This is a genomic window from Gramella jeungdoensis, from assembly GCF_023805255.1.
Lineage (GTDB): Bacteria > Bacteroidota > Bacteroidia > Flavobacteriales > Flavobacteriaceae > Christiangramia > Christiangramia jeungdoensis.
Window position 1 is genome coordinate 226,191 of sequence record NZ_JAMSCK010000004.1, and the last position, 24,103, is coordinate 250,293.

The window sequence follows — 24,103 nt, forward strand, 5'->3', positions numbered from 1 at the left end:
TATTGAAAAAAAGCGTATTGGATTAGCCACCAACACGCTTCACTTTATAACCTTCTTTTTTTAATAGCTGCATAATCTTATCACGATGATCACCCTGAATAATGATCTCTCCATCTTTTGTTGAGCCCCCAACACCACATTTTTTCTTCAACATTTTGCCAAGGGCAATCAGATCTTCTTCCGGTCCCTGGAATCCCTTTATAATGGTTACGGTCTTACCGCCGCGACCTTTATTGCTAAAATGAGCTTCCAGTTCCTGTTCTCCGGGAGGAAGAGGTTCCTGAGATTCTTCATCTGCATACTCACTATCATCAAAATCTTCATTGGTGGAAAATACAAATCCACCCAGATCTTCTAATCCTAATTTCTTTTTTGCCATAATTATTTTTTAGCCAGGCCTATTTCAATAAGGCGCTGATTCAAAAACTCACCGGCAGTGATATCTTCATATTGTTTTGGATGGTCTTCGTCTATACATTCCTCAAGACAATCCAGTCTCATATCACTCCTTGGATGCATAAAGAAAGGTATGGAATATCTTGGTTTATCCCATTCTTCTTTTGGTGGATTTATCACCCGATGAATAGTGGACCTTAATTTATTATTGGTATGCCTTTCGAGCATATCTCCAACATTGATCACTAATTCATCTTCCTGTGGAATCGCGTCTATCCACTCACCATCCTTTCTTAGCACCTGAAGTCCTCCTGTTGAAGCGCCCATAAGCAGGGTGATAAGGTTAATGTCTCCATGTGCTCCGGCTCTCACTGCCCCTTTAGGTTCTTCGGTGATCGGTGGATAATGAATTGGTCTTAGAATACTGTTCCCATTACTGGCCCAGTGATCAAAATAATATTCTTCCAGACCAATGTAAAGTGCAAGAGCTCTTAAAACATAAATACCTGTTTTCTCAAGCATCCTATATGCTTCCATTCCTACATGATTGAAATCTTTTAGTTCTTCAACCTGTACATTTTCCGGATATTCTTCTGTAAGATTTGCATCTTCAGATGGTTCCTGGCCAAAATGCCAGAACTCTTTAAGGTCACCTTCTTTTTTGCCTTTGGCGTGCTCCTTACCAAAAGAAATATATCCTCTCTGACCTGCAAGGCCTTCAATTTCATATTTCTGTTTGGTTTCTAGAGGAAGGTCGAAGAAAGATTTAACCTCTTTATATAACTCTTCTACGAGTTCATCACTTAAAAAATGATTCTTTAAAGCTACAAACCCAATTTCTTCGTAGGCCTTACCAATCTCTTCAACAAATTTTTCCTTTCTCTTTGGGTCGTCTGAAAGGAAGTCGGCCAGGTCTACGCTGGGAATATTATTCATTGCCATTCTAAGCAGTATTTTGATTTTAAATAACAAGCAAAGTTAAATAAAATTAGGTGATATGCCGCTGGTTTATATTTTTCTTAGCATATAGAAATTTGGTTACATTTGAGAGATAAATATTTTTTATGCTCTCCAAGAAAGTCAAAATGCATCAATTGGAATATAAGGATTTTCAGATCTCAAATGATAAAATGCTCGGGCTATACAAAGCTATGCTCAAACCCAGGATGATAGAGGAGAAGATGCTTATCCTTTTACGCCAGGGTAAGATATCAAAATGGTTTAGTGGAATAGGGCAGGAAGCTATTTCCGTTGGGGTGACAACAGCCCTGAATGATGATGAATATATTCTTCCCATGCATCGAAATCTCGGTGTTTTTACTACCAGAGATATTCCTTTATACCGACTTTTTGCCCAGTGGCAGGGAAAAGCTTCCGGTTTTACCAATGGCCGTGACCGCAGCTTTCACTTCGGGACTCAGGAATATAAGATCGTTGGAATGATCTCCCACCTGGGGCCTCAATTGGGGGTTGCAGACGGGATTGCACTTGCTCATAAACTAAAAGAAGAAAAGAAACTTACATCCGTTTTTACGGGAGAAGGGGGTACCAGCGAAGGGGACTTTCATGAGGCCCTTAATATTGCTTCGGTCTGGGACCTGCCTGTGCTGTTCTGTATTGAAAATAATGGCTATGGACTTTCTACGCCCACAAACGAGCAATATAGATGTAAGGACCTTGCAGACCGGGGTGCCGGATACGGTATGGAGTCGCATATCATCGATGGGAATAATATTCTGGAAGTGTATTCAAAGGTTTCTGAAATAGTGGAGGGCATGAGAGAAAACCCCAGGCCGGTCCTGGTCGAATTTAAAACCTTCAGGATGCGTGGCCATGAAGAGGCTAGCGGGACCAAATATGTACCTCAGGAATTGATGGATGAATGGCAGGAAAAAGATCCGATAAGTAATTTTGAGGATTATCTTTCTGAAACTGGTGTTCTTGCAAAAGATCTTCAGCAGGAAATCAGGGAGAGCATCACCAGGGAAATTGATGAAAATCTTGAAAAGGCTTTTTCGGAATCAGCTATTGATTCTGATGAAACTAAAGAGCTAGATAATGTATTTCAATATTTTAATTATCAGGAAGTTAAGCCTTCTGGGAAAACTGAAAATGTTCGATATATAGATGCTATTTCCCAGTCCCTTAGATCATCTATGGAAAAACATGAGAATCTGGTTTTGATGGGACAGGATATTGCAGATTATGGGGGTGTATTCAAAATTACAGAGGGATTTATTGATCAGTTTGGTAAAGAAAGAATAAGAAATACGCCTATCTGTGAGTCGGCTATTGTAGGCACCGCCATGGGACTCTCTATTAATGGGATGAAAGCCATGGTAGAGATGCAGTTCAGTGATTTTGTGAGTTCAGGTTTTAATCCCATTGTGAATTATCTCGCCAAGGTGAATTACCGGTGGGACCAGAATGCCGATGTTGTAATAAGAATGCCCTGTGGGGGCGGAGTGGGAGCCGGACCATTTCACAGCCAGACCAACGAAGCCTGGTTTACAAAAGTTCCCGGGTTAAAAGTGGTCTATCCTGCCTTTCCTTTTGACGCAAAAGGTCTGCTTAATACAGCCTTTAATGACCCCAACCCGGTATTATTCTTTGAGCATAAAGCACTTTATAGAAGTATAAGGCAGGATGTACCTGTAGATTACTATACCTTGGAATTTGGTAAAGCTTCCAGACTTAGGGAAGGTAAGGATGTGAGTATAATCACCTATGGTGCAGGGGTACACTGGGCTTTGGAAACCCTGGATGAAATGGATTTTCATAAAGCAGATCTTATTGATCTCAGAAGCCTTCAGCCTCTGGATATGGATAGCATTTGTGAATCGGTTACCAAAACGGGAAAAGTGATTATTCTTACCGAAGATTCTTTATTTGGCAGTCTGGCTTCAGAAATCGCTGCCATAATCTCTGAAAATTGCTTTGAAAGCCTGGATGCACCTGTAATGAGAGTGGGGAGCCTTGAAACACCCATTCCTTTCGCTGAAAACCTCGAGAAACAGTATCTTCCACGGAAAAGATTCAGGGAAAAGCTTCAATATTTAATAGAATATTAATAAGCCTGTAAATTAATGATGATTTAATTAAGAATCCTTAACAAAGCCACTGTTAAAGTATTAATAATCTTTTGTTGAAGGAAAAGCACTACTGTAATTTAGTTATAACTAATCAATTAAAACTATAAATTATGGTACGCTTAATCGTTATTTTTCTGATTATTGCGATTGTTGCCGCAATCTTCGGATTCGGTGGGGTCGCTGAAGGAGCAGCAGATATTGCGAAGATTATTTTTTATATTTTCCTTGTGCTGCTTGTAATTTCACTGTTAAGCAGATTATTCAGAAGATAATATAATCAGGTTCATATCATCCAATGTGTTCTTATGCGAAACCATATTGCACATTGGATTTTTAGTTTAAATCAACTCTACTATGAAAAAGTTTTTAATTCTATTATCTGCAGTTGCCCTAGTGGCCTCATGCGGACCGAGTAAAACAGCCAGAGAAGCCCGTAAAACATTTGACGGGAACTGGACACTAACAAGTGTAACTTATCCTAATAACCCGGGTGAATTCAATGTAACTCTTTTCAATGAAGCTTCGGCTTCCTGTTTTGAGAACAGTACCTGGGATTTTGTTTCTAATAACAATCGTGGCACGTATTCTGTATCAGGTGTTGGGTGTGACGGAGAAACAAATTATTTCATTTGGTCTATAGACGAAGAGAATACTCCTGAAGGGGTATATGATTTTCTTCTTAAACCTACCAATGAAGATTACAAATCAACGACCGGTAACCAGGGATTCCGTTTGAATCTTAAAAGTTTAAGTGATACCAATATGGTATGGGAACAAACCGTAAGTCTTGATGGATCCCCGTTTACCATTAGAATGAATTTTTCAAAACTTTAATTAAAATTGAATAGCTATGAGAACAGTGATAAATAGAATGTTAGCATTGCTGGTAGTTTCAACCCTTATATTTGGTTGTGAAGCGACCAAGAATGCAAATAATAAACAAAAAGGAGCCGTAATTGGAGCCACAGGTGGAGCCGTTATTGGTGGGGTGATTGGTAATAATACCGGAGATGGTAATACCGCACTTGGCGCCATTATTGGTGGTGTAGTGGGTGGTACCGCCGGAGCGATCATCGGGAATGAAATGGATAAGCAGGCTAAAGAGATCGAAGAGGAGATCCCTGGAGCTGAAGTTGAACGTGTAGGTGAAGGTATCAATGTGACATTTGATGAATCCAGTGGTGTATATTTTGCAACAGATAAATATAATATCAATGCAAAATCTCAGGAAACCCTTAACAAGCTTGCCGGAATCTTCAAGGAATATCCACAAACAAACATTCTTGTTGAAGGGCATACCGATAATACAGGAAGCGATAGCTATAACCTTACATTGTCCAAGAACAGGGCTCAGGCTGTAACCGGATATCTGGTTGAGGCCGGTATAGATCGCGGACGTTTCACCACCAAATGGTATGGTGAAAGCAAGCCTAAATATGACAACAGTACTGCTGAAGGTCGGGCTCAGAACCGTAGGGTAGAGCTTGCAATTATAGCCAATGAGCAGATGAAGGAAGAGGCTAAGAGAAAGGCTGAACAACAAAAAGATAACGAGAACTAATGATATAGTTTGATCAAATGAAAATCCCGGATTTTTCCGGGATTTTTTATTCTTTATATTTAAATTAAAAGAGTGAAAAACACCCAGGTCATAATTATCGGAGGCGGATTGGCAGGTCTTACTGCAGCAATTCATCTATCCCTCAAGAATATTAATGTGATCCTGATTGAAAAGGAAAAATATCCCCATCATAAAGTATGCGGAGAGTATTTATCGAATGAAGTGACTCCTTATTTAAAGATTCTGGGTCTGGATCTAGACTCATTGGAGCCTGCAAAGATAAAACGCCTCAAATACTCATCTAAAAATGGGGAAAGCATTTCCTGCGACCTGGAATTGGGTGGCCTTGGAATAAGCCGCTATGCCCTGGATAATTATTTTTTCCGCAAAAGTATTTCTCCTAACTGCCAAATAATTTACGATACTGTTACCACAGTTAAGTTCGAAAAGGAAAGTTTTTTGGTGTACCTTGAAGGCGGTAAAAGTTTGGAGGCAGATTTTGTTCTGGGTGCCTATGGTAAAAGATCTAATCTTGATAAAAGCCTAAAAAGGCCATTTTTTGATCGCTTATCTGGTTGGCTGGCTATAAAGGCTCATTACCGGAATGATAATTATCCAGAAGATCTGGTATCCTTGCATAACTTTAATGGAGGATATTGCGGGTTATCGAAGACCGAAACGGGAGCTGTGAATGCCTGTTATCTGGCGTCATATAAAAGCTTCAGAAGATACAAGAATATAGAAACTTTTAAAGAAAAGGTTTTATTAAAGAACCCTGAATTAGAGGAATTCTTCCTGAATTCAGAGGCATTGTTTGATAAAGACCTGAGCATAGCACAGGTCTCTTTCGATAAAAAGAATGTTATTGAAGACCATATCCTAATGCTTGGAGATGCTGCAGGATTGATACATCCATTATGCGGTAACGGTATGGCAATGGCTATTCATAGTGCAAAGTTGGCTGCCGAAGGCATTATTGAATTCTATGAAAACAAGCATATTGGAAGGTCATATGTAGAAGGTAGTTACCAGAATAAGTGGAATTTGGAGTTTAAATCCAGGATAAGAGCCGGAAGAATACTCCAACATGTACTATTAAACAGCCCACTTTCGGAGATCACTCATGGGATCATAAAGAATTTCCCTGCTGTGATGCCGCAGATTATCAAAAGAACTCATGGACAGCCATTCTATGCTTAAGCCAGATACTTCACGCAGAACTGACCAGATTGAGATCATGGATGATTTTGAATTGAAAGGTTCTGAATTAAGAAAGACTTTGCGAGATCTTGAGAAGATAAATTCCTGGCTTGGGGGGAATAAGATCACCAGGAAAGGGATTGAAAAACTACTTCACAACCATACAAAAGGTCGAATAGTTAAGATCGCTGATATTGGCTGCGGCAATGGTGCAATGATGCGAAAACTGGCAATTTGGGGTCGAAAAAAAGGCTATAGCTTTGAATTTGTTGGAATAGATGCAAATTCCCATACTATACAAATCGCAGAAGAACTTTCTAAGTATTATCCTGAAATAAGTTTTCTAAGCCTTAATATTTTAAGCGATGAATTTCAGAAAATGGAATTCGATATCATTTTATGTACCTTGACACTGCATCATTTCAGGGACAAAGAAATCATAAGTTTGGTAAAGCAATTTCATGCACAATCCCGCCTGGGAGTGGTGATAAATGACCTTCACAGGAGTAAAATTGCTTATTTCCTGTTCCAGGCATTCTGTTCGGTATTCGTCAATAATGAGATCGCGAGAAAAGATGGACTCGTATCTATTCTTAGAGGTTTTAAAAAAAGAGAAATAGAGAAGTTTTCAGGTCATATCCCTGCAAGTGATCATCATATCAAATGGAAGTGGGCATTCAGATATCAGTGGATCATCATGTAAAATAGCATATTATTTTTTATGAGCGTAAAGATTGTAAACGTAGAAAAAGAACTACCGGAATATTCCCGGAACACACAGGAGATACTTCCTCTGGTTGAGAACTGGCTTGATGGCCAGGAGGAAAGGTTCAGAAGAAAAGTTCTGAAGATCTTTGAAGGAGCAGGGGTAGATAAGCGTTATTCGATCATGTCTCCAGAGGATGTATTCACGGCTACTTCATTTGAAGAGAAGAACAATATTTATGTAAGGGAGGTAAAGAGGCTTGGGAAGAATGTCCTGGAGAAAGCATTGCATAATTCAGGTTGGGCAGGTGATTCGCTGGATTTTATAATTACAGTGAGCTGTACCGGCATTATGATCCCTTCACTGGACGCATACCTTATCAATGAGCTTGAACTAAAAAGAGATATCACCAGGCTTCCGGTAACCGAAATGGGCTGTGCTGCAGGAATTTCAGGAATCATTTATGCTAACAATTTTCTGAAAGCCAATCCGGGGAAAAGAGCCGCTGTGGTAGCAGTAGAAAGTCCGACGGCTACTTTTCAGCTGGAAGATTTCAGTATGGCAAATATGGTGAGCGCCGCGATCTTTGGTGATGGTGCCGCCTGTGTTTTACTTTCTTCAGAAGAGAATGTTTCAGGGCCAAAGATCCTGGGAGAGGAGATGTATCATTTCTATAATTCTACCCATTTAATGGGCTTTGACCTTATCAATAACGGGCTTCAAATGATCCTTGACCCGGCAGTACCGGAGACCATATCAGAGCATTTCCCGGCAATTATTCATCCGTTTCTTGAGAAACATAACACTTCCATTGAGAAAGTAGATCATTTGGTATTTCACCCGGGAGGTCGAAAAATTGTGCAAACGGTTTCTGATCTTTTTGGTAACTTAGGAAAGAATATAGACGATACCCGGGAGGTTTTACGCTTATATGGAAATATGAGCAGTGCAACGGTTCTTTATGTTTTAGAGCGTTTTCTCAAAAAAGAGATTCCTGAAGGAGAGCAGGGAATTATGCTCAGTTTCGGACCCGGATTTTCGGCTCAAAGAATTTTATTGGAATGGTAGCAGAATTCAAAGATCAGGATTACTGGGCGCTTATCCTCGGAGGTAGCAGTGGCCTGGGCTATGCCAGCGCTAAGAAACTGGCAAAACATGGAATGAATATCATCATTATTCATCGTGACAGGCGAACAGAAATACCGGATATCGAAGAAGCCTTTGACGAGATAAGGGCTTCTGGAGTAAAATTCGAAAGTTTTAATGCCGATGCCGTAAAAAAAGAGAGCAGGGAAGAACTTATTGAAAAGATCAAAGAAATTCTTGGCGAGAAAGGAAAGATAAGGACACTCTTACATAGCATAGCCAAAGGGAATTTAAAACCGATGATAGGTGATGATCAGATCCTGGAGAATATAGATTTACAGCTTACCATAGATGCCATGGCACTGAGTTTGTATGACTGGACCCAGGCGATTTTCAGGAACAAGCTTTTTACGAAAGACGCCAGGGTTATTTCATTTACAAGCGATGGAAACAAAAAAGCCTGGAAGAATTACGCTGCAGTTTCAGCCGCTAAGGTTACCCTGGAAGCATTAACCAGAAGTATCGCCCTTGAGTTTGCCAGATATGGGGTAAGAGCCAATTGCATTCAGGCTGGCATCACTGTTACCAGGTCTTTCCAGATGATCCCAGGGAATGAGACTTTAAGAGTGCATGCCCTAAAACATAATCCTTTTAGAAGGCTTACCGTACCTGATGATGTGGCCAACGTTGTATACCTTTTGAGCAAGGATGAAGCAAGCTGGATCACCGGCACTATCATTCCGGTTAATGGAGGTGAACATCTTATGTAAATGCTGAAGCCTGTGGATAAAAAAGATATTCTCAAACACTTACCCTATTCAAAGCCTTTTTTATTTGTTGATAAAATCCTTGAGATCAATGAGAACTCTGTGACTGGACAATATACTTTTTCGCCGGAACATGATTTTTATAAAGGCCATTTTAAAGCTAATCCGCTAACACCGGGAGTTATTTTAACCGAATGTATGGCGCAGATAGGTGTAGTATGTCTTGGAATATTTCTACTGAACAAAGACAAAATCATTTCCGGAAGGCCCAATATTGCCCTGTCATCTTCAGAAGTGGAATATTTCAAATCGGTAATTCCAGGAGAAACCGTGAAAGTGGTTTCAGAAAAGCAATATTTCAGGTTCAATAAGCTTAAATGTAAAGTAAGCATGTTCAATAACAGCGAAGAACTTGTGTGCAGGGGAGTGATTGCAGGAATGATATTAGATAAGGAGAGGAATGAATAAAAGAGTTGTCATAACAGGAATGGGGGTTGCCGCGCCTAACGCAGTGGGGCTTGCTAATTTTGAAGCTGCTTTGAAAAATGGAAGTAGTGGCATTCGTTTTTTTCCTGAACTTGAAAAACTCAACTTTACATGCCAGGTAGGAGGGAAGCCCCAAATTTTGGAGGAGCTCCTTGATAATTATTTTACTCCGCTTCAGTTAAAAGGACTTAACAGTAGTGGAATCGTATATGGCGTAATCTCGGGAACAGATGCCTGGATAGATGCCGGACTTGAAACCGCAAACGGAAATTCCCCTGACTGGGATTCAGGGATCATTTTTGGTACAGGAATCCTAGGTGTGGATAAATTCAGGGAAGCCATACATCTCATCGATGCGGGAAAGACACGACGTTTGGGCAGTACGAGTGTGGTACAGACCATGGCAAGTGGAATAAGTGCTTATTTAGGAGGCATGCTCGGCTGTGGGAATCAGGTAACCTCCAATTCATCTGCCTGCATAACAGGCACGGAAGCTTTACTTATGGGCTTTGACAGGATAAGGTCGGGCAGGGCGAAGCGTATGCTTGTTGGCAGCTGTGGAGATCATGGTCCTTATGTATGGGGAGGTTTTGATGCGATGAGAATTCTCCCAGGCAAATATAATGACAGACCGGAAGAGGCTTCCAGGCCAATGAGTGCCTCGGCAACGGGATTCGTACCTGGTAGTGGAGCAGGAGCATTAGTTCTGGAAGATCTTGATTCGGCTATTGAGCGAGGCGCAAATATCTATGCTGAAGTGCTTGGAGGTGAAATAAATAGTGGCGGACAAAGAGGTGACGGAAGTATGACCGCTGCCAATAATGAAGCTGTGGAAAGATGCATTAAGGTTGCTCTAGAAAATTCAAATATTTCCGGTAGCGCGATAGACGCGATAAACGGTCATCTAACGGCAACCAACAGGGATTCAACCGAAATAAGGAACTGGATCAATTCGCTTGGGAGAAAAAGAGACAATTTTCCATATATTAATTCCCTTAAAGGAATGACGGGACATTGCCTGAGCGCTTCCGGTTCCATTGAATGTGTAGCTTCAGTGCTACAGGTGAAGAACGACTTTTTGTTTCCTAATATCAATTGCGAAGATTTACATCCAGAAATTCTGCAGCTAATTGATGAAGATAGGATTCCACGGCAAAAAATGAATGCTAAGATAAATATCCTGGCAAAGGCCAGTTTTGGCTTTGGAGATGTGAATGCCGTTGCTATTTTTAAAAAATATATTGCTTAATTCTTCAATATGAGTGAAAAAGAGATCATAGATAGATTAAAAAAAATTGTTGAGCCATACGTACAAAGGGTGGAAGGCCTTCAGAACTTCCAGGAAAATACAGATTTTCTAAATGATCTGGAGATCAATTCAGCAAACCTGGTTGACGTAGTTCTTGATGTGGAAGATGAATTCGATATCGAAATAGATAATGATTCCCTGGAAGGGATGTTAACCGTGGGAGATGCAAAATCTATTATCCAAAATAAAATTAAAGCCGGGTGATAGGGAATGATATTATAGATGTTAGGCTTATCCTTTCCGAAAGAAAATCAGAAAACCAGCGCTTTATGGCTAAGGTTTTTACGGAAGAGGAGCGAAGCATGATAGAGAAGGCTGATGATCCTGAAACCAGCCTCTGGTTGTTCTGGTCGATTAAGGAAGCTGCTTATAAGGCCCATCAGAGAAATTTTGATCTCTCCAGGACTTTGAATCCGTTTTCGTTCAAGTGTAAATTGAAGGCCTCAGGAAAAGAGGGAACAGTCGAGGTTGATGGCTTTACTTATGATGTTCAACTGGAATTGAATTCTGAATATATCCATTGTCATACTTCTTCGCAGACTGTTTTTAAGAAAATATACAGGAAGTATAAGCCTACAAAAGAGGAAATATTAAAAGAAATATGCACTTCCTTAGACCTTAAAAGTCGGAATTTCCGCATAGAAAAAGACAGTAATGGTATCCCTTCACTTGTCGATCCTCACACCACAAAAAAACTGCCATTTTCACTCAGTCATCATGGTAATTTTACAGCTTTTGTCATTCCGTTAATTAACTCCTAAAAGCAGTTAAACATTTAAAAACTGGTTTGACCTCTCCGTCACTGTTTTGTATATTCAAAGTACATTTTAAAACCAATTATATATGAAGACAGTAGATAAAATGGAGGTGCTTCACAGCCAGACGGCTGAGTTTATTGAAAAAGGTGAAACCGGGAAATTCCTGAAACTTATTCCCGATACCTTTATCATTAAAGGTGAGAAAGAAAATGGTGTTTTCAACCAGGGATATGCGATAAGACATCTTAACCGAAGGGATATGATCCTTATAGATGTGGTTGAAAAATCTACTAAAGATGCAGTTAAAAGGCTGGTAGATGAAGGATATAACATTAAAGGAATACTTATTACCTGTGATGCGATTTTGAAATCGGCTTATGCCGATCTCAAGACCATTTCTGAAGATGCCGGTGGTGCACCCATCTATGCACATCCAAGAAATAATTTCAAAGACAATTTTAAAACAAAAGATATAACAGCCAAAGACAAAGTTCTGGATAGCTTTGATATCAACATTTTTGATCTTCCCGGAAATGAAGGTGCTTCAGTAGTCGTTTATTGCGACCTCAATGAGGGAATGTTGTTCCCCGGTGAAGATGCTGTTGGTTCAGACTATGATTCAGAACTAAACACTTTTATAAGACCGGAAAAGAAAAATGAAAATAATGATTTCGGGCTTGCAGAAAGCTGGGCGGCTTTTGACACCCCTTTTACCTATCTTTTTCCAAGAAAGGGTAAACCTGGATTCAATCTTGAAGAAGGGCAGCAGATAGATATTCTTAATAAACTAGGAAGAAGTTAACTCGATTAAATTATAGAATTTCCGAAAGGGCTGTTTTGAACTAACATTTTGGCCATGATTGCCTTGAATTCAGCATATCCGCCAGATGACATATTTCAAAACGCCCTTTTCTGTTTTTAGCAATTTTTAGATTTTTCCTCTCGTTTCTTTTCTTTTTCCTGCCTTTCCTGCTTTTCAGCTTCTTTTGCGTCTTCATCTGATACCAGGGGATGATCTGTTATATTAAGCCCTACGATTAGTATTACATTTGCGATGGTCCCATAGAGCATCATTACAACAGCGATAAGACCACCACCGAGAAGAGAGGCCATACCTAAACTAACATAGTAGATAGTTTGATACCAGGACTTTGCAACTTCCTGAGATTCACTTATAGGCAGATTAAGCATCAAAAATGTGATAACCGCTGCTACGATCAAAATTGTATCAGATTTAGCGATCATAAGCACATCACGGTAATGCCTGTCAGTAAGTTTGGAATTTGAAGATCGGCTAAGGCCAAGTAAGGTAAGCATAAGGGCAAGAATCGTAGTTGAACCTAAAATTACCGTATTACAAAGCATATTGATCCCAGACATTGAATTCTTAAGGAGCTCCATAGCCTTATAACCTGATATCTGGCCCAGTATAAATGTTCCGGTTCCCATAACTATGGTAGAAACAATTCCGCCTACAATAGCTCTTTTTACAATAGCATTCATTCTATTTAGTTTGGTAATAAAAATATAAGAATTCAAATAATTCACTTTTCCTAAAATTTTGTGGTTTAAGGCTAAGGTTCTGTTAAATGGCAGGAGATTTCCTCAGAAAGATGCTAATTTAAAGCTTAAAATTTCCAACTATGTCTAAACTTAATGTCACGCAAAAGCTTATTAAAGAACACCTTCTAAAAGGTGAAATGGAACCAGGAAAGGAGATTGGAATCAAAATAGACCAGGCATTGCTTCAGGATGCTACAGGAACCCTGGTTCAACTGGAACTGGAGGCTATGGGATTGAAGAAAGCCCAGACAGAAGTGGCCGTTCAATATGTGGATCACAATCTTTTACAAACCGATTTTAAGAATGCTGACGATCATTTATTCCTTCATTCAGCCGCACAGCGTTTTGGTTTATGGTATAGCCGTCCGGGGAATGGGGTAAGTCATCCCGTACATATGCAGCGCTTTGGGAAACCGGGAAAAACCATGGTAGGTTCAGATAGTCATACTCCTGCCGCAGGCTCTCTGGGCATGCTCGCCATTGGGACCGGAGGTCTTGATGTAGCTGCCGCCATTGCTGGTCAGCCTTATTTTGTGAAAATGCCCAAGGTGATGGGAGTAAAGCTTACCGGTAAATTGCCAGATTGGGTTAGCGCGAAAGACGTAATTCTGGAAATGTTAAGAAGATATGATGTAAAAGGCGGGGTAGGAAAGGTTATAGAATATTATGGAGATGGTCTTAAAAATCTTAGTGCTATGGATCGTCACGTAATAGCAAATATGGGTGCAGAGCTTGGTGCAACTACCACTGTTTTTCCTAGTGACGAAGAAACCAAAAGATTTCTAAAGTCACAGAAAAGGGAAGAAGACTGGGTGGAGTTAAAGGCTGATGAAGGTTGCGAATATGATTTTCATGATGAGATCGTTCTTGACGAGCTTGTACCTCTAATAGCGCTTCCAACCAGCCCGGGAAATGTTGTTCCTGTAAGAGAAGTGGAAGGTAAAGAGATAAGCCAGGTAGTAATAGGATCATCGGCAAATCCAGGACTTAGGGATTTCTGGATCGCCGGGGCTATAGTGGAAGGGAAATCTGTAAACAATGATGTTTCATTTGATATTAATCCCACATCCAGGCAAATGATCCAGAATATGATAGATAATAAGGCCTTTGCCAATCTTATCACCGCGGGAGCGAGATTTCATCAGTCAGGTTGCATGGGATGTATAGGAATGGGGCAAGCTCCGGCCTCAGGAACTATTAGCTTAAGAACCATGCCAAGAAACTTCCCGGACAGATCGGGAACAAAGGATGACCAGGTGCATTTATGTAGCCCTGAAACGGCAGCTGCCTCAGCACTCACAGGAAAGATTACCGATCCGCGTGATCTGGAGAAATTATATGATATGAAATATCCTCAATTCAAACATCCCGAAATTGAGATCATAAATACTGAAATGCTGGTTGCTCCGCCAGAAGATGGAACAAATGTTCAATTAAAGAAAGGACCCAATATCAAATCACTACCATATATAGAGCCTATGCAGGAGAAATATTCTGTGCCTGTGTTATTGAAAATGGGCGATAATATTTCTACAGATGAAATTTTAAAGGCCGGGGCTGAAGTTCTTCCATTCAGGAGTAACCTTCCAGAAATAAGTAAATTCTCTTATACGGTAATAGATGAAAGTTTTTACGACAGGGCCATGCAGGCCAAGACAGAACACGGCGGACATATAGTCGTGGCCAAAGATAATTATGCACAGGGATCCAGTCGTGAACATGCCGCGATTGCTCCTAAATACCTTGGTCAGGTTGCCGTAATAGCGAATTCCTATGCGAGAATTGCTTGGCAGAATCTGGTGAATTTTGGAATTCTTCCCCTTGAATTCATAGACATAGAAGATTATGATAAAATAGAGCAGGGAGATCTTATTTATTTTAGAAATCTTTGTGAGGATGTGAAGAACAGGAACAATATCAAGGTCATCATTAAAAAGGAAAGTGGTGAAAAGACGCACATAGAAACTAAACACAGTATGAGTGATCGCCAGATAGATATTCTCCTAAAAGGAGGGATCATCAACGAATTTAAGGAGAGACTTGAAGAAGAAGATCTTAAAGCTTAATAATCCTCAAATAATAAAACCCTTTCAGTTTCCTGAAAGGGTTTCTTCTTTTATTAAAAACACTCAGATTAATGTGTGCTCATTTTGGATTTTCGTTTGCTACATTGTCTCTCCAGATCGCTTGCAGTGGCGGCAATTGATGCTTCAAAAGAATTTTCGTTAGACTGGGCAAAGATCTCAGGTCCAGGGGCACTAAGCCTTATCTCGGTAATATATCCGTTTGGTTTTTGATTTTCATCTCTTTTAAAGTAAACATTCGCTCTTACGATCCAGTTATATTTGTTCTCGATTTTATCAAGTTTTTTCTGTGTAAAAGATTCAAGATTTGAACTTTTATCTACATTGACAAATTCAAAAATAGCTTCCATATATTTCGGTTTAATGTTTAATTAAAGAAACCTAATTCCAAATGCCCAGCCAAGCCTGTTAGGCTAGATTTGGCAAAGATTTAGCACTCTTTTTAGATTTGACTAATATTACCTTAAAATGTCCTTAATCGCGCGGTAATTAGTGTGAAAAAATCGATGAGCCGTATATAAAGCCGTACTTTTAAGGTTGTTATGGAAATAAAGGATTTACAGAGAAAGATGATGAGCAGGGCTATTCAATTGGCCCGTGAAGGAAGGGATATGGATAATGGAGGTCCTTTTGGTGCAGTTATTACTAAAGGGGATAAAATTATAGCCGAATCCCGAAACGAGGTGCTGTGTAAGGGAGATTGTACACAGCATGCCGAAATGAGAGCAATAAAGCGTGCCTGTAACAAACTCAAGACCACAAATCTACAGGGCTGTGTACTTTATTCCAGCTGTGAACCCTGTATGATGTGCCTTGGAGCTGCCCACTGGGCCGATTTTGATTATATCTATTATGGAGCATCTGCCGAGGATGCAAAGGAATTTGGTTTCGACTATAGCGATATGTATCATAATTCTGATGCCGATAAAAGGCATAATGAATTCAAGATGATACAATTATGCAGGGAAGAGGCCATAGCTGTATGGGAAACCGCTGACAAAGAAGAATTACACGTTTAAAAAATTAAGTAGATTGAAATTTGATAGATCCGGAAGCAAGCTTATTAGCTTCCGGATCTTTTTTTAGCACAAAGCCAGAAATTCGATTATTAGGCATACAAGTATAAATAGGGCGAAGGGATTAGCTTTTAATCTTCCATTTGAACAGTTTACATGATTTAAAATTTGTAAATTAATACTTATAAACTTTAAGTTATGCGACCTAAAGAGTTAAGGGGGCTTAGAACTGCCTTTATATTTATCGTTTCGTTTACTCTCATTGCGATTATGGTAGCCTGTGGTGGTACAAGCTCCACCGGACAGGTTCATAATTATGATGAGCTTCAGAACCTTATATCATCCCGGGATTTTCAAATAGAGAATGACTGGGCAAATCCTTCGGGTGGTGGTAATATCAACCTCATAGGAAACCCCAATTTTATTAGGTTTAGTGGGGATAGTGTGGAAGTGTACCTACCATATTTCGGGGTACGCCATGCTGGAGCAGGATATGGCAGGGAAGGAGGGATTAAATATAAAGGACCTGCCGAAGACTTCAATATTAGCGAAAATGCAGAGAAAAAGAATATTGAAGTAGATTTTGAAGGTAAACAGGGCGGAGAGAATCTTGAGTTTCATATAAAGCTCTTTGCTAATGGAAGTAGTTTTACTTCCGTGAACACTTCACAGAGATCCACGATCTCATACCAGGGGACTGTGAGCAGGGTTGAAGAAGAATAACACGATAATCTTGTTTCGGTAAGGCTTATAAAAGGATGAAATATGTAAGTTAAGTTTTTACATTTTTTCATTGAGACGTTTGTCATATTCATTTATAAAGTCCAGGGCCTTCTCAAGATCATGAAAATGATTGATATTACAAGGGAAGAATATTCTTTCGAAAACCAGATTTGTAAAACCTATTTTACCATAGGTTACCACTGTATAGGTTTTTAAATGCTTTTGATACTTCGAGAATTTTTTCCAGTCCTGGGGACGAACTGAATAGTCATTTATCCTGTTAGAAATATAATGTACGCTAGAAAATGGGCCATAGAACTCCAGGCCCAGATCGATGATTTTTTTGCCTTTAGACCAGTCGTAGGTAATTCCTTCAGCGACTTCAGCAACTATGGCATTTTCCAGAAAGAAAAAATTACCGTAATCCAGACTATGAATCTTTTTGATCTGATCGTATGGAACAATATCTACGACAGATTTCTTCATAACAATTCTTATAAATCAATAAATCATCAAAGAATAAGCCTAATTGATTAAAATTCAGGCTTATAACATTTATGTATGGTAAAATTGAATAATACTGAGGATTAGCGGAGATAGATTTAAGTGTATAATAAACTCAGGATTCGGAGAATAGTGGGGAAAGACCACACTTGTGGGGAATAATCATTTACTAAATATTCTATTTTACATAATATAAATTATAGGTCATTTATGATCTTCGCGAATAATTAATAACTCTATCGCAGTCTAACAAATAGAATATATCCTAAAGTTTGTTAACCTGTGAGGTTTTCATAAAGTCAAAGTTAATTGACCTTATCATTTTAAAAATAATGATTATAACCCAAATTGAACTGTAGTTCTTTGATAATCAGAATAATTTATTCTTATTTATTTCTTTTATTAGCCTTCATTTGCTCGAACAATTCCTTATACAAACCGCGAGCGATCAATAATTTCATTATTTCATTGGTTCCGGCATAAATTCTGGCAACTCTATTATCTGCATACATACGTGCAATTGGATAATCCCACATATAGCCATAACCTCCAAATAACTGCAGGCATTCATCGACTACTTTATTGTGCATTTCTGTTGCTGAATATTTCGCAATTGAAGCACTTTCAGCGGTTAACTGATGTTTTGATAATAATAATGTGCAGCGATCCAGAAAAGCCTGGTGAACCTGTAATTGTGTTGAGCATTCGGCAAGTTTAAATTGAGTGTTTTGGAATGCAGCAATGGGTTGTTTAAAAGCGGTTCTTGTAGATGTGTATTCAATTGTATTTTCTATAGCTCCTTCCGCACCGCCAATAGCATTCAGCGCAACTATTAAACGCTCTCTGGCCAATTCGGTCATCATAATTTTAAACCCTGATCCTTCTTCTCCTAATAAATTCTCTTTCGGAACCTTTACATTATCGAAAAATAATTCACAGGTATCCTGGGCCTTCATTCCTATTTTTTTGAGAGGTTTTCCCTTTTTAAAACCTTCTGAATCACTATCTATAATTAATAATGAAATGCTTTCCGTTTCTGTTCCTTTCCTGGTTTTGACTGCTACTAAGGAAATATCACACATGCATCCATTTGTGATGAATGTTTTCTGTCCATTTACCAGATAATGATCTCCCTTGTCTACCGCCGTTGTTGTGATAGCCTGAAGATCACTACCACAGTTAGGCTCAGTCATACCTAGGGAAGCAATCATTTTTCCAGTAGCCATGGCAGGTAGATACTTTTGCTTTTGAGCCTCAGTACCATACTTCAAAAGATATGGAGCAACAACATCTGAATGTAATGAAAAACCTGGGCCGGTAACTCCCTTTTTCGCCAGCTCTTCAATGAATAAAGCACTAAAACTGAAATCAAAACCACTGCCACCATAAGCCTCAGGCATATCGATACATAGTAAACCCAATTCGCCGGCTCGTTCCCAGATCTCCCTGTTCACCATTCCATTCTTTTCCCATTCATCCATTTGATCCAGCATTTCATTGTTGATGAAGTCCTGGATCATCTTTTGCATCATCCTATGTTCTTCTGATGAGTATATTTCGCGTTCTAATAATACATTTTGTAACATACGGCCTGAAAATTTGAATTACTAAGTTTTTTAAAAACCCGCTTGGACCCCTTAAAGGTACTATAAATCAGACTTATACATATTTAGGCCCGGCTGCTATTCTTTGGCAGTTTTCTCAAAGTAGTTCGGATAAAAAGAATCCTCTAGATATCCCTTACCTGACAAAGCTTTGAAATTTATCTTCAAGGATTTTTAATTTAGGTTCTATATACAATTTACAGAATGGTCTTTCAGGATCGGTCTTATAGTAGTTTCTTATTTCAGGTCTGGAAGCCTTAAAATTGCCGAACATATGTGCTGTAGTAATGATCTGCTCTTCAAATTTCCCCTGTGAAGAAGCCAGGATATCCAGCACCTTAGCATATTGCACAGGATCGAAGGTATAAACTGCAGACAGGTATTTAGAACGCATACTATGATTGGAAGTACTTTGATGCGTTTGCAGATGGATCTCGATAAGTTTTTGAAGGCTGATACTTCCTGGATCAAAGTATACCAGCACTCCTTCAAAAAAAGTTTCCTTCTCCTTTTCAGTGGAAATATAACCCTGCTTCACCTCTCCTACTCCTTTTATAGACTGAAATACAGCCTCGGTACACCAGTGGCATCCACCTCCAAAACCTATTTTCGGTAATTCCTCCAACATCTGAGTATTTGGTATATGCGCTTACTAAAATAATAAAGCAAGGAATATTCCTGCTTATATATTCCCATGGAATTGATTAATTTTAAGTAAACCATAGGCTTATGTGTTACAGAACAAAATTAAACTCAAAACTTGCGGCACTTGAAAGGTCGCTTGATGCGCGCTTTATTGAGCCGGAAAAGTATAAACCGCAGGAAGAGATCAATGCATTTACGTTTTCAGAGACTCCGGTAATCATAGATGAGAATCCGGGTGAAATTGATATGTTTCATTGGGGTTTAATTCCTTTCTGGGCCAAAGATGATAAAATCAAAAAAATGACCCTGAATTCCAAGATAGAAACGGCCAGTGAAAAACCGGCTTTCCGGAATTCAGTAAAGAATCGCTGCCTGGTGATCGCAGATGGTTATTATGAATGGCAATGGATAGATCCAAAAGGAAAGGAAAAACAAAAATATCTTATTCAGCCGGTAGATCAGGAAATATTCTCTTTCGCCGGGATCTACTCCTCGTGGAAAAATCCACACACCAATGAACTGGTGAACTCCTACTCTATTCTCACTACCGAGGCTAATGAATTAATGAGTGAGATCCATAATAATAAAAAACGCATGCCTGTTGTGCTCAAAAAACAGGATACCGCAGCATGGCTTGCCGGCAAAGACCTGGAAAACTTTGCTTTCCCGTATGAGGTAGAGTTAAAGGCAAAACCGGTATCGTAGAGATTCTGAAACGAGCTCAGGATGACGTAGCAATTTATCTAATATGACTCCCCGCATTAATATCGATCGTAGCACCGGTGGCGTGGTCCATGAGTCCGCTGCACATGAGTCCGATCAATGGCGCAAGATCCTTAGGCCTGGTGAGTTCGTTTAAAGCAATTTCCTTTAAAACCCTTTCTTCTCCATACTGATCGATAAACTGCTCTGCCATTGCGGTACGGGTAAATCCAGGGGAAACTACAAACGATTTTATATTATCCTTTCCGAAGGAACGAGCAACCGATCTCGCTAAAGATGTAAGACCGCCTTTTGAAGCAGCATAAGCCAGGTATTCTTCGGTCTCTCCCCGAAAAACTGCACGGCTGCCTATATAAATAAAGCGCCCTCCGGCATTTTCCTTAAAATGATCTATTCCCAGTTTAGTTAGGATTCCCACCGAGTTCAGGTTGATATCAATGGTTTTTCTCCATGTCTTCAGCCATTCTTCTGTAGATAGTGAAGTAGAATGCTTCAGAAAAACTCCTGCATTCAGAATTATAGCATCTATTTTCCCAAATTCTGCCGTGACCTCCTCAAAAAGTCTGAAAACATCACTTTCCTTTTCAAGATCGGCCTGGAAAATACTGGAACCGGTAGCGTATTTTTCCGCGAGTTCCTGCGCAGAAGCTTTATGCCTATTATAGTGGATAGCCAGAGTAGCGCCCATTTCCATTAAAAAATCGGCTATCCCCTTCCCTATTCCTTTTGAAGCTCCGGTGAGCAGGATATTTTTTCCATTGAGATCAAGTTTTATCATTATAAAATATTTTTAATCCATCCTCCGTCAACAGCAAGTGATACTCCCGTAATATAACTGGCTCTTTCACTGGCCAGAAAGGTTACCGCAGCAGCAAATTCTTCGGGTTCTCCAAATCGACGCAAAGGAATATCCTTTTTCTCATTTTCGATATCGGGATTTTTAGCCATCAGGTTTTTAAGTCGCCGGGTATTCGTATAGCCAGGCATTACATTATTTACGGTGATATTATATTCACCAAGTTCACCAGCCAGAGTCTTCATCAATCCGGCTACGGAAGCCCTTACTGAATTCGATAAAATAAGGTTCTCTACCGGCTGCTTAACCGCCTGGGAAGTAATACTAATGATGCGCCCCCAGTTTTGTTCCTTCATGCCCGGAATAAAACTTCGCATGATGGAAACCGCGCTGCCTAACAGCAGTTGATATGCGCTGTCCCAGTCTTCCTGCTCAAAATCTTCAAATTTACCTGAAGGCGGCCCTCCGGTATTGGTGACAAGTATATCAATATGACCGAATTTGTCCATTATTTCGGCTATAATTCGTTTTCTATCTTCTGTATTGGAAAGGTCACCTGCAACTGCCATAACCTCTTTGTTAGAGGCTAAAGCAATTTCATTCTTTGTTGCGTCCAGTGTTTCTTTATCGCGTCCATTAATGATCACTTTAGCGCCTTCAAGAGCCAGTTCCATAGCCACACTTTTCCCCAGCCCCTGGCTGGATGCTCCAACAAAGGCTATTTTATTCTTTAATCCAAAATCCATAAAAATCTATGAGTTGTTTCTCAGGTAATTATCAGTTCCGTCGAGCCAGTCCTCGCGAATGGGCGCCCAGGTGTCAATTTCTTCAACATCTCCAATCATAAGCGCTTCATGAGGAAGATTTGCAGGGATCACAATAACATCTCCGGCATTTAAATCTACTGTTTCTTCTTTATTTTCACCTAACCAGAAGCGAATGGTTCCGGAAAGCACATTTGTTACCTGCTCATTAATATGGCTGTGTTGCGGTACTAAAAACCCATCTTTGAATTTCATTTTTGCGACCATCACTTTTTCGCCGTAGACCAGCTGGCGTTCCATTTTATCGGTAACCTTTTCTACGGGAATGGTATCCCAGTTCAGTTTTTTGATCATTTTCAATTTTATTTAAAACTGAAATAAGATAAGGATATTTACTTAAATCTTTTTTGTGTGAAATCGCATCCATTCTTTTTCAGTATGTAAATAAACAAGTTGGAGGTTCCAAAGTATATCCACCATAAGTATTACAGCTAAGAATACCATCCAGTTTAACTTCTAAAAGTATTAAAGAAAAATTGTTTAAGTTTATAGTTAAGATTAAATTCTTAAATTAAAAGTATAATTCTTATGCCTTATAAAACAACTTGGGAGCCTTTAGGTATCATTTGGAAATTCTATGGTGATGTAACTGCTGAAGAGATCGAAGAGGCAAACATTGAATTCTACAAAGATGAGCGAAGTGATGAGGCCAGATATCAGGTAATTGATGCTTTGGAAGTAACCGATGTTGAATGGAATGATGTTGACATAAAAGAAATAGCAGCCCAGGACAAAGGAGCATCTTTTCTGCTGCATAAACTTAAGGTGGCTTATGTATCTAAAGATGAAAAGGTTACCGCTGTTCTGAAAAAGTATATAGAAATATCACGAATTCTCAATTCAAGCTGGAAATTCAAAGGTTTTGATGAACTTGCTCCTGCCCTAAAATGGGCAAAAAAGATAAAGTCTAAGGGCAAAAACAAACTGTCCTAAACAGGATTATTTTATTATAACATTCATTTTTCAATTATCTCAACACCTTACCGCGCTACATTACTCTATAATTTTCTCAATTTAAGCTATAGAAAAAACAATATGATGCTTAGAAAGTATAATTTTTCGTGGAATAATACGGTTTGTAAATTTCAGACGATAACTTACTGCCCTTATGCTTGAAAAAATCATAAAATTCAGAAAGCAATTGCATAAACATCCTGAATTATCCGGGAATGAGCGTGAAACGGCGAAGTTCATAGAAGAATTCGTGAGATCTAATCACGATACCTGTATCATTACTGAACTTGGAGGTCAAGGGCTGGCAGTGGTGTACGACCTGCCAGAAGAGGGACCATCGGTAATGATTCGCTGTGAACTTGATGCACTTCCCATAGAAGAGGTAAATGAATTTTCACACAAATCGAAAAAGCCTGGGATATCACATAAGTGTGGGCATGATGGGCATATGGCTATAGTAGCCGGACTGATTTTGAAGATCAGAGAAAAAGCTTTCAATAAGGGTAAAATTATTCTTCTGTTTCAGCCAGCCGAAGAAACAGGTGAAGGAGCCTATAAGGTTTTGAACGATCCTAAGTTCAGGGAACTGGCTCCCGATTATGTTTTTGCATTGCACAATATTCCCGGATTTCCCGTCAATTCGATAATAAGTGTCCAAAACATCTTCTCCTCTACTGTACAGAGTCTGGCCATATATCTCACCGGGAAACAATCTCACGCTTCCGAACCAGAGAACGGCATCAATCCTGCGGTTTCTATTGCAGAGATTGTAAAGCGATTCAATGACCTTAATCAACCGGATATAGATAAACCTTCGTTCACCCTATTCACCCCTGTATATATAAATCTTGGTTCTAAGGATTATGGGATTTCAGCCGGGAAAGGCGAAATACATTTCACCATTAGGACCTCTACAGAGGAAGTGATGGATAGTTTAAAAGAAAAGCTTATTGAAATTACCGGGGAAATAGTTGAAAAGCATGGACTACAATTAAATATTGACTGGTGTGATTATTTCCCTGCCTCAAGAAATGACGAAGAATGTAATAATTTAATATTGAGAGCTTCAAAGGAGCATAATTATGAGCTTATTCAACAGCAACATCCTTTTAGATTTGGTGAGGATTTTGGATGGTTTTCAAAAAGAACAAAAGCCGCGATGTTCGGCCTTGGGGCCGGCACGAATTCACCTTCACTGCATCATTCCGATTATGATTTTCCGGATGAAATTATCGAAACCGGGATTAACATGTTCTCCAGCATCATAGAGATGATCCTTAATAAAGAAGAACTAATCCGTTAGGGG

At 39.4% G+C, this 24,103-nt stretch carries 29 protein-coding genes; 19 read left to right on the plus strand and 10 right to left on the minus strand.

Translation table 11 applies throughout. From position 1 onward, the window contains the following. Positions 1-22: 22 nt before the first annotated feature. Together NE848_RS11915 and NE848_RS11920 are read right to left on the minus strand one after the other, a co-directional pair. Complete coding sequence (locus tag NE848_RS11915; RefSeq protein ID WP_252113855.1) at positions 23-379, minus strand: translation initiation factor; 357 nt, start codon at positions 377-379, stop codon at positions 23-25. 2 nt (positions 380-381) lie between these two features. Next, positions 382-1,332 (minus strand): isopenicillin N synthase family dioxygenase, encoded by a 951-nt coding sequence (locus NE848_RS11920; RefSeq protein WP_252114465.1) that lies wholly within the window; start codon positions 1,330-1,332, stop codon positions 382-384. 149 nt (positions 1,333-1,481) lie between these two features. On the opposite strand from NE848_RS11920, the gene NE848_RS11925 reads away from it, so the two are divergent. The 13 genes from NE848_RS11925 (at position 1,482) to NE848_RS11985 (ending at position 12,163) form a co-directional block, all read left to right on the plus strand. Then, positions 1,482-3,467: an alpha-ketoacid dehydrogenase subunit alpha/beta gene (locus NE848_RS11925; protein ID WP_423748005.1), complete on the plus strand. Its 1,986-nt coding sequence runs from the start codon at positions 1,482-1,484 to the stop codon at positions 3,465-3,467. A 131-nt stretch (positions 3,468-3,598) separates the two neighbouring features. After that, complete coding sequence (locus NE848_RS11930; RefSeq protein ID WP_131395494.1) at positions 3,599-3,760, plus strand: DUF1328 domain-containing protein; 162 nt, start codon at positions 3,599-3,601, stop codon at positions 3,758-3,760. An 82-nt stretch (positions 3,761-3,842) separates the two neighbouring features. Next, positions 3,843-4,322, plus strand: coding sequence for a lipocalin family protein (locus NE848_RS11935; protein ID WP_252113859.1), 480 nt, complete (start codon positions 3,843-3,845; stop codon positions 4,320-4,322). Positions 4,323-4,338: 16 nt separating this feature from the next. Then, positions 4,339-5,049: a YiaD family glycine zipper/OmpA-like lipoprotein gene (locus NE848_RS11940; protein WP_252113861.1), complete on the plus strand. Its 711-nt coding sequence runs from the start codon at positions 4,339-4,341 to the stop codon at positions 5,047-5,049. Positions 5,050-5,121: 72 nt separating this feature from the next. Further along, a complete protein-coding gene (locus NE848_RS11945; RefSeq protein ID WP_252113863.1) occupies positions 5,122-6,249 on the plus strand; it encodes an NAD(P)/FAD-dependent oxidoreductase in 1,128 nt (375 codons plus the stop codon). Next, positions 6,227-6,952 (plus strand): methyltransferase domain-containing protein, encoded by a 726-nt coding sequence (locus NE848_RS11950; protein ID WP_252113865.1) that lies wholly within the window; start codon positions 6,227-6,229, stop codon positions 6,950-6,952. The genes NE848_RS11945 and NE848_RS11950 overlap by 23 nt, the downstream gene beginning before the upstream one ends. Positions 6,953-6,970: 18 nt before the next feature. Beyond that, a complete protein-coding gene (locus NE848_RS11955; RefSeq protein ID WP_252113867.1) occupies positions 6,971-8,023 on the plus strand; it encodes a type III polyketide synthase in 1,053 nt (350 codons plus the stop codon). Next, positions 8,017-8,811, plus strand: a complete 795-nt coding sequence (locus tag NE848_RS11960; RefSeq protein WP_252113869.1) for an enoyl-ACP reductase FabI — start codon at positions 8,017-8,019, stop codon at positions 8,809-8,811. The genes NE848_RS11955 and NE848_RS11960 overlap by 7 nt, the downstream gene beginning before the upstream one ends. Continuing rightward, the gene (locus NE848_RS11965) at positions 8,812-9,276 is read left to right on the plus strand and encodes a 3-hydroxyacyl-ACP dehydratase FabZ family protein (protein ID WP_279344050.1); all 465 of its coding nucleotides are present in this window, start codon (positions 8,812-8,814) and stop codon (positions 9,274-9,276) included. Further along, complete coding sequence (locus NE848_RS11970) at positions 9,269-10,543, plus strand: beta-ketoacyl-[acyl-carrier-protein] synthase family protein (protein WP_252113871.1); 1,275 nt, start codon at positions 9,269-9,271, stop codon at positions 10,541-10,543. Before NE848_RS11965 ends, NE848_RS11970 begins: the two co-directional genes overlap by 8 nt. A 9-nt stretch (positions 10,544-10,552) precedes the next feature. Next, positions 10,553-10,807: an acyl carrier protein gene (locus NE848_RS11975; RefSeq protein WP_252113873.1), complete on the plus strand. Its 255-nt coding sequence runs from the start codon at positions 10,553-10,555 to the stop codon at positions 10,805-10,807. Beyond that, complete coding sequence (locus tag NE848_RS11980) at positions 10,804-11,364, plus strand: 4'-phosphopantetheinyl transferase superfamily protein (RefSeq protein WP_252113875.1); 561 nt, start codon at positions 10,804-10,806, stop codon at positions 11,362-11,364. Before NE848_RS11975 ends, NE848_RS11980 begins: the two co-directional genes overlap by 4 nt. 82 nt (positions 11,365-11,446) lie before the next feature. Further along, positions 11,447-12,163, plus strand: a complete 717-nt coding sequence (locus tag NE848_RS11985; protein WP_252113876.1) for a hypothetical protein — start codon at positions 11,447-11,449, stop codon at positions 12,161-12,163. 116 nt (positions 12,164-12,279) lie between these two features. On the opposite strand, the gene NE848_RS11990 is transcribed toward NE848_RS11985, so the two are convergent. After that, a complete protein-coding gene (locus tag NE848_RS11990) occupies positions 12,280-12,864 on the minus strand; it encodes a hypothetical protein (RefSeq protein ID WP_252113878.1) in 585 nt (194 codons plus the stop codon). A 140-nt stretch (positions 12,865-13,004) separates the two neighbouring features. Between NE848_RS11990 and NE848_RS11995 the strand changes: the two genes are divergently transcribed. After that, on the plus strand, positions 13,005-14,990 hold the full coding sequence (locus tag NE848_RS11995; RefSeq protein ID WP_252113880.1) for an aconitate hydratase: 1,986 nt from the start codon (positions 13,005-13,007) through the stop codon (positions 14,988-14,990). Between the two features lie 68 nt (positions 14,991-15,058). Here the strand turns inward: NE848_RS11995 and NE848_RS12000 are convergent, their stop codons facing one another. Continuing rightward, the gene (locus NE848_RS12000) at positions 15,059-15,358 is read right to left on the minus strand and encodes an HPF/RaiA family ribosome-associated protein (protein ID WP_252113882.1); all 300 of its coding nucleotides are present in this window, start codon (positions 15,356-15,358) and stop codon (positions 15,059-15,061) included. 192 nt (positions 15,359-15,550) lie between these two features. Here NE848_RS12000 and NE848_RS12005 point away from each other — a divergent pair, with 192 nt between their 5' ends. Both NE848_RS12005 and NE848_RS12010 read left to right on the plus strand, forming a co-directional pair. Further along, positions 15,551-16,027, plus strand: a complete 477-nt coding sequence (locus tag NE848_RS12005; RefSeq protein ID WP_252113884.1) for a nucleoside deaminase — start codon at positions 15,551-15,553, stop codon at positions 16,025-16,027. 195 nt (positions 16,028-16,222) lie between these two features. Continuing rightward, complete coding sequence (locus NE848_RS12010) at positions 16,223-16,747, plus strand: DUF4251 domain-containing protein (RefSeq protein WP_252113886.1); 525 nt, start codon at positions 16,223-16,225, stop codon at positions 16,745-16,747. A gap of 57 nt (positions 16,748-16,804) precedes the next feature. Here NE848_RS12010 and NE848_RS12015 read toward each other — a convergent pair whose 3' ends face one another. The 3 genes from NE848_RS12015 to NE848_RS12025 all read right to left on the minus strand — a co-directional run bounded on the left by NE848_RS12015 (position 16,805) and on the right by NE848_RS12025 (position 19,483). Then, positions 16,805-17,233: a hypothetical protein gene (locus NE848_RS12015; protein ID WP_252113888.1), complete on the minus strand. Its 429-nt coding sequence runs from the start codon at positions 17,231-17,233 to the stop codon at positions 16,805-16,807. Positions 17,234-17,637: 404 nt separating this feature from the next. After that, positions 17,638-18,837 (minus strand): acyl-CoA dehydrogenase family protein, encoded by a 1,200-nt coding sequence (locus NE848_RS12020; RefSeq protein ID WP_252113890.1) that lies wholly within the window; start codon positions 18,835-18,837, stop codon positions 17,638-17,640. A 154-nt stretch (positions 18,838-18,991) separates the two neighbouring features. After that, complete coding sequence (locus tag NE848_RS12025) at positions 18,992-19,483, minus strand: peptide-methionine (S)-S-oxide reductase (protein WP_252113892.1); 492 nt, start codon at positions 19,481-19,483, stop codon at positions 18,992-18,994. Positions 19,484-19,584: 101 nt separating this feature from the next. On the opposite strand from NE848_RS12025, the gene NE848_RS12030 reads away from it, so the two are divergent. After that, positions 19,585-20,205 carry an SOS response-associated peptidase gene (locus NE848_RS12030; RefSeq protein WP_252113894.1) on the plus strand — a complete coding sequence of 207 codons (621 nt, stop codon included), beginning with the start codon at positions 19,585-19,587 and terminating at the stop codon, positions 20,203-20,205. Between the two features lie 34 nt (positions 20,206-20,239). Here NE848_RS12030 and NE848_RS12035 read toward each other — a convergent pair whose 3' ends face one another. From NE848_RS12035 to NE848_RS12045, 3 genes are read right to left on the minus strand one after another with little or no spacing between them, the layout of a single operon-like run. Beyond that, positions 20,240-21,001, minus strand: coding sequence for an SDR family oxidoreductase (locus tag NE848_RS12035; RefSeq protein ID WP_252113896.1), 762 nt, complete (start codon positions 20,999-21,001; stop codon positions 20,240-20,242). Beyond that, positions 21,001-21,765: an SDR family oxidoreductase gene (locus NE848_RS12040; RefSeq protein ID WP_252113898.1), complete on the minus strand. Its 765-nt coding sequence runs from the start codon at positions 21,763-21,765 to the stop codon at positions 21,001-21,003. Before NE848_RS12040 ends, NE848_RS12035 begins: the two co-directional genes overlap by 1 nt. Before the next feature lie 6 nt (positions 21,766-21,771). Further along, the gene (locus NE848_RS12045; RefSeq protein WP_252113900.1) at positions 21,772-22,137 is read right to left on the minus strand and encodes a cupin domain-containing protein; all 366 of its coding nucleotides are present in this window, start codon (positions 22,135-22,137) and stop codon (positions 21,772-21,774) included. 234 nt (positions 22,138-22,371) lie between these two features. Between NE848_RS12045 and NE848_RS12050 the strand changes: the two genes are divergently transcribed. Both NE848_RS12050 and NE848_RS12055 read left to right on the plus strand, forming a co-directional pair. Then, a complete protein-coding gene (locus tag NE848_RS12050; protein WP_252113902.1) occupies positions 22,372-22,776 on the plus strand; it encodes a hypothetical protein in 405 nt (134 codons plus the stop codon). Positions 22,777-22,951: 175 nt separating this feature from the next. Further along, positions 22,952-24,100 (plus strand): amidohydrolase, encoded by a 1,149-nt coding sequence (locus NE848_RS12055; RefSeq protein WP_252113904.1) that lies wholly within the window; start codon positions 22,952-22,954, stop codon positions 24,098-24,100. Positions 24,101-24,103: the final 3 nt, after the last annotated feature.